This window comes from Brevinematales bacterium (assembly GCA_026415355.1).
Taxonomy (GTDB): domain Bacteria; phylum Spirochaetota; class Brevinematia; order DTOW01; family DTOW01; genus SKYB106.
This window is the reverse complement of sequence record JAOAHF010000018.1, coordinates 1-18,748: the sequence shown is the minus strand read 5'-3', so window position 1 is coordinate 18,748 and position 18,748 is coordinate 1. Positions and strand designations below refer to the sequence as shown.

General features: G+C 31.8%; 21 protein-coding genes. 7 read left to right on the top strand and 14 right to left on the bottom strand.

Annotation, left to right across the window (positions count from 1 at the left end; translation table 11 throughout):
- From N2712_07225 to N2712_07200, 6 genes are all read right to left on the bottom strand, one after another.
- Window positions 1-251 (bottom strand): hypothetical protein (locus tag N2712_07225; GenBank protein MCX8029766.1); only part of this gene is annotated, 251 nt, incomplete at its 3' end.
- Window positions 252-428: 177 nt separating this feature from the next.
- Complete coding sequence (locus tag N2712_07220) at window positions 429-644, bottom strand: hypothetical protein (protein MCX8029765.1); 216 nt, start codon at window positions 642-644, stop codon at window positions 429-431.
- Window positions 645-813: 169 nt separating this feature from the next.
- Window positions 814-1,011, bottom strand: coding sequence for a hypothetical protein (locus tag N2712_07215; GenBank protein ID MCX8029764.1), 198 nt, complete (start codon window positions 1,009-1,011; stop codon window positions 814-816).
- A 55-nt stretch (window positions 1,012-1,066) separates the two neighbouring features.
- Window positions 1,067-1,222, bottom strand: a complete 156-nt coding sequence (locus N2712_07210; GenBank protein ID MCX8029763.1) for a hypothetical protein — start codon at window positions 1,220-1,222, stop codon at window positions 1,067-1,069.
- A gap of 129 nt (window positions 1,223-1,351) precedes the next feature.
- Window positions 1,352-1,888, bottom strand: coding sequence for a hypothetical protein (locus N2712_07205; protein MCX8029762.1), 537 nt, complete (start codon window positions 1,886-1,888; stop codon window positions 1,352-1,354).
- A 61-nt stretch (window positions 1,889-1,949) separates the two neighbouring features.
- Entirely contained in the window at window positions 1,950-2,183 is a 234-nt protein-coding gene (locus N2712_07200) for a hypothetical protein (GenBank protein MCX8029761.1), read from the bottom strand.
- 307 nt (window positions 2,184-2,490) lie between these two features.
- Between N2712_07200 and N2712_07195 the strand changes: the two genes are divergently transcribed.
- From N2712_07195 to N2712_07185, 3 genes are read left to right on the top strand one after another with little or no spacing between them, the layout of a single operon-like run.
- Window positions 2,491-3,531, top strand: a complete 1,041-nt coding sequence (locus tag N2712_07195; protein MCX8029760.1) for a hypothetical protein — start codon at window positions 2,491-2,493, stop codon at window positions 3,529-3,531.
- A gap of 4 nt (window positions 3,532-3,535) precedes the next feature.
- On the top strand, window positions 3,536-4,030 hold the full coding sequence (locus tag N2712_07190) for a hypothetical protein (GenBank protein MCX8029759.1): 495 nt from the start codon (window positions 3,536-3,538) through the stop codon (window positions 4,028-4,030).
- 22 nt (window positions 4,031-4,052) lie between these two features.
- The gene (locus N2712_07185; GenBank protein ID MCX8029758.1) at window positions 4,053-4,748 is read left to right on the top strand and encodes an MBL fold metallo-hydrolase; all 696 of its coding nucleotides are present in this window, start codon (window positions 4,053-4,055) and stop codon (window positions 4,746-4,748) included.
- A 29-nt stretch (window positions 4,749-4,777) separates the two neighbouring features.
- Here N2712_07185 and N2712_07180 read toward each other — a convergent pair whose 3' ends face one another.
- The 5 genes from N2712_07180 to N2712_07160 all read right to left on the bottom strand — a co-directional run bounded on the left by N2712_07180 (window position 4,778) and on the right by N2712_07160 (window position 10,821).
- The gene (locus N2712_07180; protein ID MCX8029757.1) at window positions 4,778-6,550 is read right to left on the bottom strand and encodes a SpoIIE family protein phosphatase; all 1,773 of its coding nucleotides are present in this window, start codon (window positions 6,548-6,550) and stop codon (window positions 4,778-4,780) included.
- Window positions 6,522-7,040: an STAS domain-containing protein gene (locus N2712_07175; protein ID MCX8029756.1), complete on the bottom strand. Its 519-nt coding sequence runs from the start codon at window positions 7,038-7,040 to the stop codon at window positions 6,522-6,524. Before N2712_07175 ends, N2712_07180 begins: the two co-directional genes overlap by 29 nt.
- Window positions 7,041-7,206: 166 nt before the next feature.
- Window positions 7,207-8,754, bottom strand: coding sequence for a bifunctional phosphoribosylaminoimidazolecarboxamide formyltransferase/IMP cyclohydrolase (purH, locus tag N2712_07170; protein MCX8029755.1), 1,548 nt, complete (start codon window positions 8,752-8,754; stop codon window positions 7,207-7,209).
- A gap of 122 nt (window positions 8,755-8,876) precedes the next feature.
- A complete protein-coding gene (locus N2712_07165; GenBank protein ID MCX8029754.1) occupies window positions 8,877-9,860 on the bottom strand; it encodes an ABC transporter permease in 984 nt (327 codons plus the stop codon).
- A gap of 4 nt (window positions 9,861-9,864) precedes the next feature.
- Window positions 9,865-10,821: a magnesium transporter CorA family protein gene (locus N2712_07160; protein ID MCX8029753.1), complete on the bottom strand. Its 957-nt coding sequence runs from the start codon at window positions 10,819-10,821 to the stop codon at window positions 9,865-9,867.
- 441 nt (window positions 10,822-11,262) lie between these two features.
- Between N2712_07160 and miaA the strand changes: the two genes are divergently transcribed.
- Window positions 11,263-12,198, top strand: coding sequence for a tRNA (adenosine(37)-N6)-dimethylallyltransferase MiaA (gene miaA / locus N2712_07155; GenBank protein ID MCX8029752.1), 936 nt, complete (start codon window positions 11,263-11,265; stop codon window positions 12,196-12,198).
- 9 nt (window positions 12,199-12,207) lie between these two features.
- Here miaA and rsfS read toward each other — a convergent pair whose 3' ends face one another.
- Entirely contained in the window at window positions 12,208-12,549 is a 342-nt protein-coding gene (gene rsfS, locus N2712_07150) for a ribosome silencing factor (GenBank protein ID MCX8029751.1), read from the bottom strand.
- A 224-nt stretch (window positions 12,550-12,773) separates the two neighbouring features.
- On the opposite strand from rsfS, the gene N2712_07145 reads away from it, so the two are divergent.
- Together N2712_07145 and N2712_07140 are read left to right on the top strand one after the other, a co-directional pair.
- Window positions 12,774-13,634 carry a hypothetical protein gene (locus N2712_07145; GenBank protein MCX8029750.1) on the top strand — a complete coding sequence of 287 codons (861 nt, stop codon included), beginning with the start codon at window positions 12,774-12,776 and terminating at the stop codon, window positions 13,632-13,634.
- Window positions 13,635-13,646: 12 nt separating this feature from the next.
- Window positions 13,647-15,230 carry a penicillin-binding protein 2 gene (locus N2712_07140; GenBank protein MCX8029749.1) on the top strand — a complete coding sequence of 528 codons (1,584 nt, stop codon included), beginning with the start codon at window positions 13,647-13,649 and terminating at the stop codon, window positions 15,228-15,230.
- Here the strand turns inward: N2712_07140 and pyk are convergent.
- Together pyk and N2712_07130 are read right to left on the bottom strand one after the other, a co-directional pair.
- Window positions 15,214-16,659, bottom strand: a complete 1,446-nt coding sequence (gene pyk, locus N2712_07135; GenBank protein MCX8029748.1) for a pyruvate kinase — start codon at window positions 16,657-16,659, stop codon at window positions 15,214-15,216. The genes N2712_07140 and pyk overlap by 17 nt on opposite strands.
- A gap of 8 nt (window positions 16,660-16,667) precedes the next feature.
- Window positions 16,668-17,324: a hypothetical protein gene (locus N2712_07130; GenBank protein ID MCX8029747.1), complete on the bottom strand. Its 657-nt coding sequence runs from the start codon at window positions 17,322-17,324 to the stop codon at window positions 16,668-16,670.
- 177 nt (window positions 17,325-17,501) lie between these two features.
- Between N2712_07130 and N2712_07125 the strand changes: the two genes are divergently transcribed.
- Window positions 17,502-18,748: HAMP domain-containing protein (locus N2712_07125; protein MCX8029746.1), on the top strand; the 1,247-nt coding region annotated here is incomplete at its 3' end.

The window sequence follows — 18,748 nt, the reverse complement described above, 5'->3', positions numbered from 1 at the left end:
CCGCTGAAGATAACATTTACTCCATTGTAAGCTACGCTACTATTCCTCTGAGGAAAGTTATAAACTCCATCCCTACCATACAAAAATCCTGCTCCAGTTCCAGTTCCTTCAGGACCATACCACCCAGCAGGTTGCTGTCCAGCAGGATGATCAGTGCTAAACGGCTCAAAGTAAAAGAAAGACTCACCAAAAGAACTAAGTACTAAGAAAGACAAATAAAAAACCACTACAAGAAACCTAATCAGGCCCATATTCACCCCCGACTTGAATATATGTTCAATAATCGTACCAAAATAAAACTAAAATTACCCTCACTCAAAAGTCAAGTAAAAACCGCAAAAACTTAAACTTTATTAAAATAAATGAACTATAATAATTGAAAAAAAAATTTACACTACATGTGAAAAATTTTCACATTAAATTGGCAATTATTCAACTTCATTTCCCTCTGCTTCGCTAGCACCTACGTAATCTTTGTTATTTAAAGCATCTATATCATTAGTCGGCCAATCAAGGTAATCTAAATGCAAGTACTCTAATAAGTTTCCTACAAACTTATTGCTCTTCAATAAGTTGAAATATGAAGTATACTTATATATCCTCAAATATCCAACATCTTCAGCACCACCTATTCTACAATACACATATAGATACATTGGATGAATAATAAAGATTTATTAACATTAAAGAAACTGTTTCATAATATGACGAATTATAGAGAATCTTGCCACTAACAAAATCACCATTATTATCAAAACTAATAATACTACCAATTAGGAGTAATTATAACAAATATCTACCAAAGCAATGTTGTTAGAGGTCCGATAAAAATACAATCCAGCACCAAATATAAACACCTCCACCAGAGAAATAAGAAGCGTTACTTATAACTTTCAAACCCATTACATTGTTATTATGAAATCTATCAAGAAACATTCCACCACCTACTTCATAACTTTCATTGTCAATCACGATTACGTTGCTTATACGACTATCTACAACATATCTCATGTAAATACCAACCCCTCTTCTATGGGATGAACCACCATCATTTGCTAGCCCATTTTTAATTATTAAGATTATACAACCCTAATCCACTAACGTTAGTAGCAAAAACAACATGAAAAATACTTCTATTACCATCCAAAACACTATAACCAACAACTCTATTAAAATCAGTATCAAATCCACCTACTATAATTATTCCTTTACCATCTATCAAAACACCATTTGTACCATCAAAATTTAGACCATTTCCAGGGGTATAGGTAAATCAGTGTAAACAAGACACCCATAGAAGGGAAAAACCAAAAAAGCAATCAGTATATATCTTTCCATAGGTTCCTCAAACTTAGAGTTTTAAATCAACACCAACACTGAATTTTATATGACCTAAATAAAAAGAGTAGATCCCTGCATTATATCCAACGTTTATTCTAACTGATAGCTTCTCTCTAGGCAAAAAAACAAGTCCTAACACAGGCCTAAAGTTAACACCAAGAGAACCAATACCACTAAAATCATTAAACTTGCTTCCATACGATAAATAGAAGTCAAGACCTACAGAAAAAGCAACTTTTTCTAATTCCCTAAACTCCAACAAATATTCTCCACCAGCAATCAAACCAAAATCAATGTAATCGACATACACTCTCTCATTACTACCTCTAGCATACTGGAACCCCATTCCACCTTTAAAAAATATAGGCAGAAGCGCATCTGAAATATCGGATAAACCTAACTTAAAACTAACTTCAGCAACAACCCCAAAACCATCCTTATAGAACGGAACACCCGTATCTAAATAAAATCCCATTCCATATACAAAAACCAAAGGCAAAACAAAAACAAACAAAGTAGTTATAAAAAGCAACTTTACTACTCTCATGTTAAATACTCCTAAAATTCCAAATAACTAAAAGGGGCAAATAGGCCCCTAAAGCAATGCTTTAATGTAATACTATACTTCCACCTGGTGGTATATTATCTCCGTCCGACCCACTATCTCCCGGATTACTCGGAACACTACCACCAGAAGAGCCACCATCCTGAGGAACATCATTCTGAATTTGTCCCTGCAGCTCTGAAACACTACCAGAACCAGGCAAAGAACCATCAACCAACTGAGAACAAGCACTTACAATCATCATCAATCCTACCAGCACTAACACCACGTATTTCATAACCCACCTCTCTGCAAAAAATACTTCAAATTTCGTACCAAAAATAAAAGTCTCAAAATTATAAGGAATTTTGGAATTTTCAAACTATAACACAAATTCAAGAAAATCCCCAATGTAAAAAAACTTTACACCAATATTTACACAGTAGTATCACCCACAAGCACTAAAAATAATTGCTGAAGCAACAATCAGTACTGCTCATTGTATAAATACGATCTTTTGTTGTTTTTCAACAATTTACTGGATCAAGGTTTTTAATTTTATTTAACTAAAATTGCTGTAGTATAATATTTCTCAGGAGGAAATAATGAAAAAAGTATTTTTGGTATTTTCTCTTATCATACTAGGTGTATATGGATATCCCGAAATTGTTGTTATATCTTCCTTCAAAGGATACTCTCATATATTTGACACAAATACCCTTTTCTTTTCAGACATAACCCTTGATTTATACGGTGGTAACAAGTATGGAGGCGGAATTGTAATAACACCTTACACCTATGGAAACATATCCAACTCTATACCAATTGTAGTTGAAAAAGTAGAATTTTTTGTAAATGTTCTTAATCTCTTTAAAGTTTACTACTGGTATGGAAATAAAGAATACCTCGGCTATGTATCTTCATTTCAAACAAGGTTTTACCAATTAGATAGTAATTTCGATTTAAGAGGTTGGTATATAATTAGTGGAACTGGTATAAACTTTGATTTTTCACTCCTATCAGAAGCTATAACGATAAACACATACTTTTATAAAGATCCTTATGAACTTGGAATAGGTAATATTGGGTTGAAATTAGTGGGTAGGTATAGAGATATACAACTATCTATTTTCTCAGGGATTTCTCAAGAATTTTTCAAGATAGGCACAGAACTAAAAACGTTTTTAAGACCCCTTAATGCAGCAATAGTTGTTGGTGTTGACAGAATCAATCTAACTAATTTTCTAATAAGCTTAAATAACTTCTACACACTCGTTGAAGAGAAATTCAACTTCTATTCAGTAGATAACTCTTGGGGGTTTGAACAGATAATGACACTCTTAATTAAACCTTATTTATACAAAGGTACACCAAGACCTTCAACCATATCTGACATTGATATAAGGTTATTAATAGGATTATCCTTTTTAAGGAATATATTAATAGGATCAGAAGGAATAATAAGCATATATGGATCCTACTTACCTATAACTCAGTTAGGTATAACCTCTGAAGTTGGTGGATTCGTAGGCTTTGAAGAAAACAATATACTTATAAAAATCCAACCTATGTTTACAGTACTTAACTCCACAACAAACCAAATACAATCTTTTAGGCTATCTGTACAAGGAGAGCTTAGATTCTAAGAATATGGAAAAAATAAAATTACCACCAGAGTTTAAAAACTCATACCATCTTAAAGAGGAAGACCTCGAAAGATTGAATAAACACATAGATAGATTTGAAGAAGAAAAAAAGAAGAAAAGGATACTAAGAAGATGGATATTTAGCGGAGTAATACTCATCCTTGTGTTCATGTTTCTTTTCGGATTAGCAGATCTTGAGTACATAAAAGGATTATTTACGCCTAAAACTTTTCTTATAAAGGACAGTATTGAAACGGATGAATTCAAAGTCAATATCAGAATATCAATGCCTATTACGAACAATGTTAATATAATAATCGAACCTATAAAGATAAAACCTACTCTGATAAAAATTTCAAACAAAAACGAAAACAAAAAAATATACATAAACCAAGATATACAAACCTTAAATATTAAGTATGACAGAAAGATATTCTTCATCCACGAAAATAAAATTCTTAAAATAGTTAATATTGAAAGTTTGAAACCTATGGAATAAAATAAATTTGCGAGGTAAAATTATGCCTATAAACGGTATACTAAAAGTCAGTTATCTAGGACATGCTTGTTTCTTGCTAGAAAGCGAAAGAGGGGTTAAGATACTTACTGACCCTTTTGACAAATCATTAGGGTATAACACAAATCCTGTAGAATGCAACATAATTACTATATCACACGAGCACTTTGATCACTCTAATGTAAGAATGGGGCTAGGAATGCCAAGAGTATTCAAGGGAGTTAACAATGGAAGTTGGGTAGGAATAGATACAAACTATATGGGTATAAGGATATTTAACGTATCAGTTTATCACGACGAAGAAATGGGTAAAAGAAGAGGCAAAAATTCTATATTTGTTTTTGAGTTCCACGATTCATCCATCCCACTGAGAGTATGTCATTTAGGTGATTTAGGACATGATCTTAAACCAGAAGATGTTACAAGAATAGGAAAAGTTGATTTATTATTCATACCAGTTGGTGGGTACTTCACAATAGACGCAACAACAGCAAGCAAGATAGTATCAAAAATATCTCCTAAAATAATCATACCTATGCATTACAAAACAAAAACCACTATATCCTGGGAAATCGATACCTACGAAAAGTTTGTACAAAACTACAAAGATATAATCCATATCAAAGACTGGAACTACATTATTCAATCATCAGACCTTCAGCATGATAAAGTAGTCTTGTTAATGGACCATAGAAAATAACCAACTAATTTCAACAATACTCATCATTATTAAATAAGTTTTATAATACCCAGTGATATATCATCATCATAGTTAGGGTTTTCAACTTTGTATTCCTTGAGTTTCTCTATAACAACATTAACAAGGCTAGTAGCAGATAAAGTGAAGTTTTCAGATATCAACTTCATGAGTCTTTCTTCACCAAACATTTCTTCTTTTTCATTAACAGATTCAGTTATTCCATCAGAATAAACAACTATAAAATCATTAGTATTCAACTTTATCTCACTTTCTTCATATCTAGCATGGGCATATAAACCTATAGGTAAACCAGGCGTGTATAACTTAATGATTTCACCATTTCGTAATATTACTTGCTGACTATGACCTGCATTTGAAAATCTTAACGTACCATTAACAGTATTCAAAATACCTAGAAAGACTGTCGAAAACATGCTAGTTTCAGAGGATTGAGATAATATTGAGTTTGAAGCTTCTAGTATTCTTCTAGGACTTTTAAACTCAAAAGATAGTGCCTTCAGTGTTGATTTAATAGCCGCCATAAAAATAGATGAATGTAATCCTTTACCAGAAACGTCACCTAAGAAGAAACACACCTCATCATCAGATATACTAAATACATCATAAAAATCACCACCAACTATCTTATAAGGTTCAACATAGAAGCATATATCCAATTTGGGATGAATATTGAAAACTGATGGCAACATACTCATTTGTATTTTACGCATTACTTCTATCTCTTTGTCAAAAGCTTTTTTCTCCATCTCTCTCTGGTATGTTGTAATACTCTCATAAACATACCCTATCTGATTCGCTATAACCTGTATCAACTCTATATCTTCTTTCTCAAGCTTCCTTATATCCTCAAGTTCTGTTATATTTAAAACACCAACAACACTATTATGAGTTTTTATAGGAAATACTAAAAAAGAGTTTGTCTTGTACCAAAGTTTCTTATTAAGTTTAAACATAGGATCTTTATCAATATCAGGTACTATAATATGTCTTCCTTCTCTAAAAGCAATAATTGAAGGTTCACCAACCTCATCAAATCCCACAGAAATACTAGAAGGATCTTCATCAAAACCTATCGACGATACTATCTTAAGCACATTATCTTTACCATCATACAACATTATTGATACTCTCGAAGCATCCGAAATTTCACTAACAATATTTACTATTTTGTCAAAAACCTCCTTTATATTTTGTATCGAAGATATAGTAGTATTACTTATTTCATAAAGGTACTCTAATTCTCTTGCTCTTTCCTGAATTTTCTTGATCATCATAGCGTTATTAATTGCTATTACAACCTGCTCTGCAAAAATACTTAGTAATTCAAGATCATATTCTGTAAAATCACTACCATCAAACTTATTAACAACCTCTATCACACCTATAGATTGCCCATCCTTTATAAGTGGAACACCTATGAGTTTTTGAGTTTTAAGACCAGTTATCTTATCTATCTGACTAAAAAAACGAGAATCACTCGCAACATCATTTGATATTACAGGAGACTTTGTTGAGAATATATACCCTGCTATACCTTTATTTACAGGAATTTTAATTCCTTCGAGTTTACCTTTACCTTCTCCATGGACAACTTCAAATTCTAAATACTTTCTGTCGCTATCAATCAACAAAATAGAACCACCTGTAGCGTTAAAAAGTTCTCTAGCTGACAAAAGTATATTTTCAAGAATATCTCTCAAGTCGGAATAGGAGTTTATCTTCTTGTTAATATCAAGTATCTTCGAAAGATTACTACTCGTTTTGGGGTCTTTCTTGCTCATATCTTTTCAACTCCTCTTTGAGAGCCTTCTCAAGCGAAGAAAATAACTCTTTATTCCTTTCCCCAGTCTGTATAAGATGATTGTGAGTCTCTATAAGTAACTTCAATTCAACAATGTCCTTTTGTATATTAGCTTGAATATCTTTGTATTTACCTATCACATGAACATCTATGTTTGTTATCTTAAGAACATCAATAAGATCCATAGAAGAAAGTATCTCTATTATCTTGGGTGGAGGATTAAGTATAAAAAGATTTCCCTTACCTGTATTAGAAAGTTTCTTATCAAAAACGACCATCAAACCTATAAAAGTACTATCAAGATGGGTAGCTTTAGAAAGATCAAAATATATGTTTAATCTTTCATACTCATGAATCAATTTGTCTAAATCTTCTTTTAAATCTCTACAATACTCCACTACCCCCCTACCTACAACCTTAACCAGGATACCATCAGAAGTAAAATGTATAGATATACTCGAACTACTCATATCTTTTACCTATTCATTTATATTATTTAACAACTTACTTTCAAATTCAAAAATTTGAAAGCTAAAAAAAATAAAATCCAAAACTAACAAAATATTAATCAAACTATATAAAACATACCACTTAAGCACATTTTTACAATTACAAGCAAATAAAAAACATACCTTTCTAATGCCTAAAATGTCTAATGTTTGTAAAAACCATAGCAATACTATGCTTGTTTGCCTCGTCGATCGACTCAATATCCCTTACAGAACCACCAGGTTGAACAATTGCAGAAATTCCTTCATTAGCAAGTATTTCAATACTATCCTTAAAAGGAAAGAATGCATCAGAAGCACACACTGCTCCCTTGAGAGAAAAGCCTCTCTCTTTAGCTCTCTGAATTGAAATTTTAACAGCATCTACTCTAGAAGTTTGTCCCCCAGATATACCTATTGTCATACCATCTTTCACTAAAACAATAGCATTAGACTTTACAAACTTAACAACCTTCCAAGCAAACGCCAAATCCTTATATTCTTTCTCAGTAGGTTTCCTGTTAGTTACAACTTTACTATGAAGTACATCTTCATCTGAACTATCTCTTTCTTGAATCAGTAGCCCACCTCCTACACTCCTAAAATCTAAATTTCTATCCTCAGATGCTAAACTACCAACTCTTATTATTCTCAAATTCTTCTTAGTTTTCAAAACATCTAAAGCATCTTGATCGTATTCCGGAGAAACTATAACTTCATAAAATGTGTTTATAAATTCCTTAGCAGTTTCAAAATCGACTCTACCCGAAAATCCAACAATACCACCAAAAGCAGAAACAGGATCACATTCGAAAGCTTTCTTATAAGCATCAAGAATGGTATCACTAATAGCTGCACCAGATGGTGTATTGTGCTTTATGATACAACAAAAATTATCATTTTTAAATGACTTTATCATCTCAAGAGCAGTATCAGCATCTAAAATGTTATTGTAAGATAACTCTTTACCCCATAAAACATCACTGGTTAGCACAGAAGGCTCTTTACGTTGTGGTAAAGAAATATAAGCTGAAGCTTTCTGGTGAGGGTTTTCACCATATCTCAAGGAATATGCTTTCTTTAACGGAATGGCAGTCTCTTCAGGGAAATCGTTTGAAACAAGACTATTAAAGAAACTCGCTATAACCCCATCATATCTAGCAACATGATTAAAAGCTTTGCTAGCCATAAACATCCTAAAATCAATCGTATTTTGGTTACTACTCAGCTTTTCTAGAACAATACCGTAATCACTTTTATCCACTACAACCAGAACTCTTTCAAAATTTTTCGCTCCAGCACGAAGTAATGTAGGCCCACCTATATCTATATTCTCAATAATATCCTCAAGATCAGAAGTATTCTTCAAAGTTTCCTCAAACGGGTATAAATTTACAACAACTAAATCTATCACTGGAATATTGTTAATTTTCACATGCTCTAAATGTTTATCAATATTCCTATGTAAAATACCACCATGAATCAAAGGATGAAGAGTTTTAACCCTACCATCAAGTATCTCAGGAAACCCTGTTATTGACGAAACTTCAACAACATCAACACCATTGTCTTTCAAAAGAGTATAAGTTTTTGAAGTCGATATAACACCGTACCCTAAACTATTAAGTCCTCTTGAAAACTCCACAATACCTTCCTTATCATAAACACTCACAATAGCAAATTTCCTGTAATTCATAGATATGATTATATTGTATCTCACAAACTGATTTCACTTTCTAAACCTAGAAATACAATCACTACCTAAAATAAACATCCTTTGTGATTACAAAAGATCAATCAAAACTTAATAAAACTTCTTTAGTATTCACTTGAAAATTTAATTCTAGGATCAACAATAGCATAGAGTATATCAGCAATTAACAAACTTATAAGTGTAAGAAACGCTGAAATAGCGCTTAATCCCATTACTATCGGATAATCTCTTGAAAAAACTGCACTGTAGAAAAGTTGACCTATTCCTGGTAAAGAGAATATCTTTTCTATTATTATACTACCTGCAATCAGAGAAGGTAAAACAGTACTAAATATTGTAATAACAGGTATAAGGCTATTTCTTAGTATGTAATGTACTCTTATTCTATTTTCTGCAATACCTAATACTTTAGCAAACTTTACATACTCTTGGTTTGATGTTTCTATAGTCGATGTTCTAACTATCTTAGCAACAAACGCTATACCAGCATATGATAAAACTATAACAGGCAAGGCAATATGAGAAGCAATATCAAAAATCTTTTCAAAAAAACTCATATCATCAAAATTTATTGAAACAAAACCACCTATTGGTAATATACCTAACCATACACCAAAAACAAGAAGTAACATTAGCGCAACCCAAGGTTCAAAGAGTGAATACAAACCAAATAATATCACACTCGAAATTTTGTCAAATAACATTCCTCTGTAAATACCAGCAAAAATACCTACACTAACTCCAAAGATAAGTATTATAATGTTCGACAATATATTTATAGTAAGTGTCACAGGTAATCTCTCAAGGATAAGATCTGAAACCTTCCTACCGTATTGAAACGAATCACCAAAATCAAATGTTATAAAATTTCTAAACCACACTAGATATCGCTCAAACAAAGATTTGTCAAGACCGTAATACTTTTTGAAGCTTTCGTACGCTTCAGGTGAAAGTTTATTACTCAGCTCACCTACCATACCTCTTATAGGATCACCAGGCGCTAGATGGACAACAAGAAAAATAACAATTGTTATACCAATAAAAGTAGGTATCACCAAAATTAACCTTTTTAATATATACCAAATCATAAAATCATCTTCTACGATTTCTGCTCATAAACTTATTTATGTATGTATTCAGAACAAAAGCAATTCCAACTCCTAAAATTACCATAGCAAGTATAAAAACTGAGTAAGCAATAGGCCAAGAAATACCTAACCGTTCTGTCATCATAGTGTATTCAGACATACCTCCAATACCTGCTATGAGATTAAGAGGTAACATAACTACATTTATTATTGTTAGATTCTTTATAAGGATATTCATATTATTATTTACAATACTTGCTCTAGCATCCATCATATCAGATAAAACCATAGACAATATCCTTGCCTGCTTGTAACACTGTTTATTATCAATTATAAGATCCTTAAGTTTTTCGAAAAGATGCTTTTGAAGACTAAGCTTATCTCTATATTCTTTCATCTTAACTAAAACACCATGATTTGAATTTAAAGCGTTAAGATAATAGACAAGACTCTCACTTAAATTAAACATATGAATTAGATAAGTATTATCAAGAGATTTCGTAAGTTTCTCCTCTATTTCTGTAAAAACAATTTTTATGCCTCTCAAATGTCCATAAAAATGATTTACCGTTGCTTGAAGAAACGCCAAAAGTATTTCATACACACTAGAAACATTTCTAAAATACCTTGTCTCAAATATACCTATCTCATCAGGTAAAATAAATATTATTCTCTCACTATTTAGAAAAACACCAACAGAAGAAACATTAAAAACTAACTGTCCACCATAAGAATAATTCTTAGGCACTTTCCAAACTATAAACATACTTCCATCATCATAAAGTTCTAGACGGGAAATCTCTTCAGTATCAAAAGAAGAATTTATATCATGCTCACTTATTCCAAAGCTCTTAAGCATATCTATCTCATCATCACTAGGTTCAATAAAAACAACAACAGGAGCTTGATCATCATCTGTAATCTTAGCGATCTTGCCGTCTATACTATAATACCTAACCATCTTACACTCCACAGATTTTAAGAATTTTAAAACATTACTAAACAGCATAACAATTTTTCTGTGAGTAACTTGAAGAAATCTACATAATTCTTATGAATATTCCCTAATCTATTATTGGAAAAATCCAATTTAAAGAATTTTTGAGAAAACAGTATATTAACTATTAACCTAGGATGGATATCAAGAAAAAGAGTCTACAGAAATATTCTCGAAACAACAGATGAAAAAGGTAATAATTCTACAGAATAGCATTTATATCTTTTGGTATAGAAAAGTTGGAGAATATGAAAAATCTCGTAAGCATACACAGTTTGAACTAGATTTCAAAGCGAAATAAGAAACTGACAAAAAGTTTGCAAATTATATACTTGACAATTACTACAATATCACGAAAAACTAATAACTAGAAGTTACTAATTAAAACTATTTAAGATTCATTAAATGGATGTAGTAGCAATAGTGGGACCAACTGGATCAGGCAAAACTTTCATAGCACATAATCTTGCAAGAAAACTAAAAAATGTTGGAATAGAAACAGAAATAATATCTTGTGATTCAGTACAAGTATATAAACACTTTGATATAGGAACGGATAAAGTTTCAAAAGAACTACAAAACGAGTTTAAGTACCATCTTATAGATATTCTTGAACCAAATGAGGGAAGATTTAGCGCAGGAGAGTTTCGAAAAATGTTTGATAATATAGTATCAAACTTAATTAAAGCAAACAAACTTGCTATACTTGTAGGTGGAACTGGACTTTATTACAAGGCTATAAAAATAGGTATTTTTGAAGGTCCTACAGCAAATAATGAAATAAGAGATAAACTATACAAAACTTCACAAAAGCTAGGTATTTCATACTTATATGATATGCTAGCAAAGATTGATCCTGAATACGCACATAAAATCGGCAAAAATGACCTAAAACGTATAGTTAGAGCATTAGAAGTTTATGAAATAACGGGTAAAAAGTTTTCAGAACTACATAAGACCTCAACAAATCCATCACCATTCAAAATTCTATCATTCTTTATTATACCAGAAAGAAACAAATTATATAATACAATAGAAAAAAGAGTTGATACTATGATAAATAAAGGTTTGATAGACGAGGTAAAATTCATAACAAACCAATATGGGTTCGATATCTACCCCCTTACATCAATCGGTTACAAAGAAGTTGTAATGTACCTAAAAGGTGAAATAAACCTTGAGAAAACAATAGATTTAATAAAGAAAAATACCAAAAACTTTGCAAGAAGACAAATAATACTTTTCAGGAAATTAGAATTCGAAAAAAGCATATCCCCTGATAAAACACTCGATGACACAACTAACGAGATATATGAAGACATACTAAGAAATATTAAATAAAAATACAGATTAAACAGGTATTTCCCAAAGTCTTTCAAGAGAATAGTATTTCCTTACTTCCGGTGTCATTATATGTATAATTGTATGGTATAAATCAATGACAACCCAACCACTCTCAAAACTCAGGTCTCTTGCCAAAACAGGTACATTCTCTTTCTCTATAAACCTATTAATCTCTTCAACAATCGATTGAATATGATACTTATTACTGGCATTGGCAAGTATAATATAATCAAATTCCGAAGTTAGTTTCGAAGTGTCTATAACTGTAATCTCTTCAGCCTTTTTGGAAGAAATAACTTTACATATCTTGTTAATAAACTTCTTCGAAACAAGCCTCCTCTTTTTCATTACACATTAATTTTACTAAATCAAAACCCTAATATCAAGTTACAGTTATCTTAAGCAAGATCTCAGTAATCCCTATGAAGTTAAACTCATGAATCTTACTTCATCACTATCTTTATTCTCAAAGATACACTTACATACTATTAACAACTTCTTTACGCTCTACCAAACTTAAGCTCATCTTATTAAGATGAATTATACACTACACCTTAATTATAATCATATTCATGAGGAAGCTTTTAGTAATTTTATCAATAACATTATCTGTACTCTCCGCAATGGCACAAAATAGAGAACGATTTTACGCTGGAGAAGAACTTTTCTATTCCAGCGAATATGTAAAAGCAATTGGAATCTATAGAACACTTCAAACAAATACACTACAAAGCTATGAGATAAACACACTAAATTATAAATTATCTTTCTTTACAAATCTAAATGGCGCATTGAAAGTATTATCGAATTCAAACCTACCTGAAGCCAAAGAACTAATGAGTTTTATACTAGCATACTTAGGATTTGAAACAACAAATGTAATAGATATAATAAACACAAAAGAAGAAACTCAAGTTTACAAAACATTAAACACAATCACATCTCAAACAGGTAGAATCAATACAGATCTTTCTGTAAAACTATACTTTTCTCTATCAAATTACAAAGATAGAATAAGCTTCAAATTAAATAGCGACTTCTACACTCTTAAATCAAAATTCATAGATGGAATAATATACAAAAACATAGGTAAAGAAGATTTGGCAAACCAAACTTTCGAAGATATAGTATCAAATTATCCAAACAGTTTCTGGGCCAGAGTAATAAATTCAGAGAAACCAAAACAGCAACTACAGTCCTCTACCCAATCTAGTGAAACCACTCAATTAGAAGTAGGGTATTACTTTGTAATAGACAAATATGATAATGTTATGAAGAAATCACTTGAACTTAGAAAATTCAAAGTAATAGAAAAAAATAATAGGATTTACATAGGTCCTTATAAATCATTAAACGAAATCCAAAAAGAAGCAGAAAAAGTTTCAAGAGATTATAGAGTTGAAGTAAAGATTATTCAAGTTAGAAGTGAGTAGAGAAAAAAAAAAATGAGTAAGAGAATCTGGATCTTATTTTCAGTATTCCTGGTAGCAGTAGCAATAGTAGCAGTAAGACTAATAACACTCATGATACCAACAACTTTAACAGACAAAACAAGATCTAAAACAACAGGAAACAGAGGAATACTTTTCGATAGAAACAAAAATATACTAGCAGTAAGTTATAAGGGATTTTCTGCCTGGGTTAATCCAAAAGAGCTATCAAGCTATGAAAAAAAATATCTCTCAGAATTAGTCACAAAATATTTTAACATAAATAAAGACATAATAACTGAGAGACTCAATAAAAATTCTAATTTCTCATGGATTGTTAGAAGACTATCCGAAGATAAAATTAAAAAACTTATCGCTTTAACCAACGAATTCCAAGAAAAGTTCAATAAAAATAGTATAAAGATAGTAGAAGAATACACTAGAAGTTATCCTCTACTTGAGAAGGCCAGCACAGTAGTAGGTACTGTTAATGTTGATAATGAAGGTATATCAGGAATTGAGTATAGCTTCAACGATATACTACTTGAGAATAATAACAAATCCGGAAACATTACTCTTACTATAGACAAGTATATACAAGAAATTGCATACATAGAACTTTCTAAAAGCGTAAAAGAGCTTGAAGCAGATTTAGGAATGGCTATTTTTTCGAAGAAAGACGGAGAGATAATTGCTATTGTTGATTATCCTTCATTTGATCCAAACAATATAACGAAAATACCATTTACCTCAAGAGGAGTAAGTTATATTGTAGAACCAGGATCAGTAATGAAGTTAGCAAGCATGGCTTTGATACTTGAAAAGTTTCCAGAGATCGAAAAACAAAAATACATATGTAACGGTATTGTAAAGGTATACAATCACACCATAAGAGAACAAGCACACGGTATAGTTCAAACTTCCAGCATAATAGCACACTCATGTAATGTAGGTATGCTACAACTAGCAGACAAACTTAATGAAAATGAATTATATTTTTTTCTAAGAAGTTTAGGATTTGGTGAAAAAACAATGTTAGGACTTCCAGGAGAAGAAACAGGAATACTAAGACCATTCAATGAATGGAGTAGATTATCCAAATACATGTTATCTATAGGACAAGAAATCGGTGTATCAGCAATACAATTACTCAAACTAGGATTGATAATAGCAAACGATGGAATAAACATAAATCCTAGACTAATTAAAGAAGTAGTATTACCAGACGGAAGTACCAAAGACATAGTAACCTCTCAGGGAGTTAGAATTATGTCTTCTTATGTTGCCAATAAGATTAGAAAGTATTCAAGAGATAGCGTTGAATATGGAACAAGCAAATTGGCAGAAATTAAAGGCCTATATGTAGGTGGGAAAACAGGAACAGGACAAATATACAACCCTAAAGGTGGATACTACAAAGACCAATACAACGCAGTTTTCTTAGGTTTTGCACCATACAACGATCCTAAAATAATAGGGGTTGTAATTTTGGTAAACCCAAAAAAATTAAAACAAGGTGGAACGTCATCCGCTCCAACCTTTCGAAGAATAGTCGAAAAAATAATCGCCTACAATCCCTTGATTATTCAAACTCAATAACTTTCAACATATTAGTACTACCTGAAACTCCCACAGGAACACCTGATGTAACTACTATACTATCACCTTTTGAGACATAATCTTTAACTAAGTTTTTAGCAATTTCAAGCATCTCATCAGTTGACTTTGCATTCTTTACAAGTCCAGGTAGTACTCCCCAAACATGTTTTAGTTTTCTTAAAGTCTGCTCCTCTGGACTTAGAGATATAACTATACAGGAAGGTCTAAATTTAGATATTTGCTTAGAAGATGCCCCAGTCTGAGTAAAATTAACTATATATTTTGTATTAAGTTTCCTAGAAATTTGGCTCGCTGCAAAGGCAATTGATTCAGTAAGATCTTCCGTTTGAGGATAATCATAATACTTATAAAGTCTCTTATATATATCGCTACTTTCAACTGTTGTTATAATATTCTTCAATGTTTTGACAACTTCAACTGGATAATCTCCTGCTGCAGTCTCTCCTGTTACCATAAGCCCATCAACTCCATCGAGGATTGCATTTGTAATATCCGCCACCTCCGCTCTGGTAGGCTTTATATTTTTAGTCATAGATTCAAGCATCTGTGTAGCAACTATAACAGGTTTACCAGCAAGTCTTGTTTTCTCAACAACAAGTTTCTGAACTAGAGTAACCTCGTTCAACCCAAACTCAACTCCCAAATCTCCTCTAGCAACTATTATTGCATCAGAAACATCTATTATATCATCAATATTCTGTATTGCTTCAACCATTTCTATCTTAGCTACAACGGGAACTGTTTTTTTGTGCTTCAAAATTATGTCTTTAACCTGCTTAACATCCTTAGCAGATCTAACAAAAGACTGTGCTATAAGATCAACATCTTGTTCTAAACAAAAGTTTATGTCATTTACATCTTTCTCGGTTATGGAAGATATACTAAGACTAGTATATGGTAAGTTGACACCCTTCCTTTCCTTTATAACACCTCCGTGAACTACCTTACAGACAAAATAACCATCAAAAACATCAGAAACTATCAACTCTATCATTCCATCATCAATCAAAACCTTGTCTCCCTTCTTAACTTCTTTTACTATAAAATCATAATCAACCCATATTCCCTTAGGCAAAGTACCTTGAAACTTATCAAAACCTTGCTTGTTTGTCAAAAGAATCTCTTCTCCATCACTAACCTCAACTTGCAACCCACTACCAACTCTTATCTTAGGTCCTTGAATATCTCCCATAAGCGCAGATATAGTATTAAACCTTTTCTCAGCATCCCTAACAAGGGAAACACTTAACTTATGATCATCGTAGTTACCATGGGAAAAGTTCATTCTAAAAACATCAACCCCAATTTGTGTCATCTGATCTACTACTTCCTTCTTTCTTGAAGAAGGACCTAGACTCGCAATTATTTTTGTTTTATTTATGTTTTTCTCACCTAATCTAGGAACCATAACCCCCCCTATTTAACATTGTCTTCTACTTTTTCTATATTCAATTTATCTCTTACACTCTGAATATACTTAGCAACTTCTTGCTGTAACTTCTGATTTCTTATTTGTGCTTTTAGGAACTCTTCAGCTCTCTCAGCAGGTATATTATTCTGCCTAAAATACTCTCTATTTTTGTTGTAAAGATCCTCAACCTCTTTTTCAGAAACCTGTATCTTACTAATATCTATTTTCTTAAGAAGAAAACCATCAACAACTGCTTTCCTCAAAGATACCCTTGAGACAATCGACCAATCTGAAGATGATAAGTACCCTTGATTGTATGCATCTATAACAATTACAAGTTCATTTATAACATTGTCAAGATAATTCTTTTTCGTCGTCAAATCATTCATATATAAACTTTTTTTTGCAGGATCTCCACCAGAAAGTGTATCAACTAAAAACATATATTCCCTATCAAAATCAGATGTAGACAGGTAATAATCACCTATCTTTATAACATAAGACTGTGGTTTAGATTCAGTAAGCCCAAACATACTTATAAGAGAAGAAGGCATCTTGGGTTTGGCAATTAAAAAATTTGTAACTACCAACGTTATAATCACTCCCAACACCAATGAAGACAACGCAACAACACCATACACAATAAAATCTCTGAGTTTCATAATAAAACACCTCCATTTAGGTAACTTTATAAGTATGATAATAGAAAAAGTAAACTAAAATCAAAATCCCAAACTTCGCAAAATAGTCTATACACCTTATAAAGGTACATCATAAATAATTAATTTTATATACACATACACATATTATAAAATACTCTTACAACTTCAGAGGTATACATGAGGGTCAGGATAAGTTTTGCGTTGAAGAGTGCTTTTGCGATATCTTTGATAGTTTTTATAGTAGTTTTTGGGATAATAAATTTTATCATGAATTCGTTCTATTCGATGGTTCAAAACTACACAGAAAATATGCTAAAGGTAATTAACAAAGGGTTTAAGGAAGATTATTACATTTATAAGATTGAATCTATAAAAAGATATGGATTAGAGATCACAGAAAACAACTTGGATGAATATAAATCCTTTAGTAATGTCATTGAACCAACTCTTATAGGTTTTGCAGATACTCACAAAGTATATGAAGATAACAAAACTAGTCATAGAAAAGCAGAGTTTGTTGCATCTGCGTTTTACTGGGATGGGAAGAGATTATATTCACAGGATCATTCCTATCAAAATGAGGATTTTATACAGTTCCTTAAAAACTCTTCACTGAAACTCAATGAAAGTTACTTCTATATTGACAAGTATCATTCAGATGTTATATTTATTTACAAGTTGAGACAAGGTATTATTGGATGTTGTTTACATCCCGAAACCTACAACAAGGTGTGGTTGAAAAGTGTATTTCGTGGTATACCAATCGACTTTTATGTTTCAGTTTCTACAACCAATAAAGATAGCAATATTAGATTTTTTAAAGTTGTAGATGAATTAGATGGATCTTCTTCCAAAATTGATGATATCTATAATTCACTAATTAAGGGTGTAAAAAATCAAGACTTTGATATAGTTGGTCAGATTAGAGATGATAAAATTAATTTTTTGATAGTTCATAACTATGGTGATTTCGTTTTAAATGGTATAATGGAACTTCCGTTGAGGGGGATATTTCCTTTGACAGTTTTGGAGATATCGATTTTTGTATCGATACCGATAGTTTTACTGATATTTGGGGTGACTTTATTTTTCAACAACAGGGTTTTTAGGAGGATAAGGGAAGTTAGTGGAGTGATGGAGGAGTTAAGTAGGAGTGGAGGTGATTTATCGTTGAGGATACAATCATCATCGGAGATAGGGGAAGTTAGGGAAGTAGTTGAGAATTTTAATTCGTTTCTTGACACTATTGAGGATGTTGTTAAGAAGACGAAGAGGACATTTAGGGATATAGAGGAGAATATATCGATACTGAAGGAGGTTGAAGAGGAAGTTGGTAAGGTGTCTGGTGTGGTTGAGAGGCAAGATGAAGTTAGGCAGATGATAGAGGAACTTAGCGCGATGTCTAGGGAGATAGGTACTACTGC

What these genes read in the sequence shown, in the direction of transcription:
- N2712_07180 (MCX8029757.1), bottom strand. Translation starts at nt 6,550, where the DNA reads ATGAGCAAGAAAGACCCCAAAACGAGTAGTAATCTTTCGAAGATACTT.
- N2712_07205 (MCX8029762.1), bottom strand. Translation starts at nt 1,888, where the DNA reads ATGAGAGTAGTAAAGTTGCTTTTTATAACTACTTTGTTTGTTTTTGTT.
- N2712_07175 (MCX8029756.1), bottom strand. Translation starts at nt 7,040, where the DNA reads ATGAGTAGTTCGAGTATATCTATACATTTTACTTCTGATGGTATCCTG.
- pyk (MCX8029748.1), bottom strand. Translation starts at nt 16,659, where the DNA reads ATGGTTCCTAGATTAGGTGAGAAAAACATAAATAAAACAAAAATAATT.
- N2712_07185 (MCX8029758.1), top strand. Translation starts at nt 4,053, where the DNA reads ATGCCTATAAACGGTATACTAAAAGTCAGTTATCTAGGACATGCTTGT.
- N2712_07130 (MCX8029747.1), bottom strand. Translation starts at nt 17,324, where the DNA reads ATGAAACTCAGAGATTTTATTGTGTATGGTGTTGTTGCGTTGTCTTCA.
- rsfS (MCX8029751.1), bottom strand. Translation starts at nt 12,549, where the DNA reads ATGAAAAAGAGGAGGCTTGTTTCGAAGAAGTTTATTAACAAGATATGT.
- N2712_07190 (MCX8029759.1), top strand. Translation starts at nt 3,536, where the DNA reads ATGGAAAAAATAAAATTACCACCAGAGTTTAAAAACTCATACCATCTT.
- N2712_07165 (MCX8029754.1), bottom strand. Translation starts at nt 9,860, where the DNA reads ATGATTTGGTATATATTAAAAAGGTTAATTTTGGTGATACCTACTTTT.
- miaA (MCX8029752.1), top strand. Translation starts at nt 11,263, where the DNA reads ATGGATGTAGTAGCAATAGTGGGACCAACTGGATCAGGCAAAACTTTC.
- N2712_07160 (MCX8029753.1), bottom strand. Translation starts at nt 10,821, where the DNA reads ATGGTTAGGTATTATAGTATAGACGGCAAGATCGCTAAGATTACAGAT.
- N2712_07195 (MCX8029760.1), top strand. Translation starts at nt 2,491, where the DNA reads ATGAAAAAAGTATTTTTGGTATTTTCTCTTATCATACTAGGTGTATAT.
- purH (MCX8029755.1), bottom strand. Translation starts at nt 8,754, where the DNA reads ATGAATTACAGGAAATTTGCTATTGTGAGTGTTTATGATAAGGAAGGT.
- N2712_07145 (MCX8029750.1), top strand. Translation starts at nt 12,774, where the DNA reads ATGAGGAAGCTTTTAGTAATTTTATCAATAACATTATCTGTACTCTCC.
- N2712_07215 (MCX8029764.1), bottom strand. Translation starts at nt 1,011, where the DNA reads ATGAGATATGTTGTAGATAGTCGTATAAGCAACGTAATCGTGATTGAC.
- N2712_07200 (MCX8029761.1), bottom strand. Translation starts at nt 2,183, where the DNA reads ATGAAATACGTGGTGTTAGTGCTGGTAGGATTGATGATGATTGTAAGT.
- N2712_07140 (MCX8029749.1), top strand. Translation starts at nt 13,647, where the DNA reads ATGAGTAAGAGAATCTGGATCTTATTTTCAGTATTCCTGGTAGCAGTA.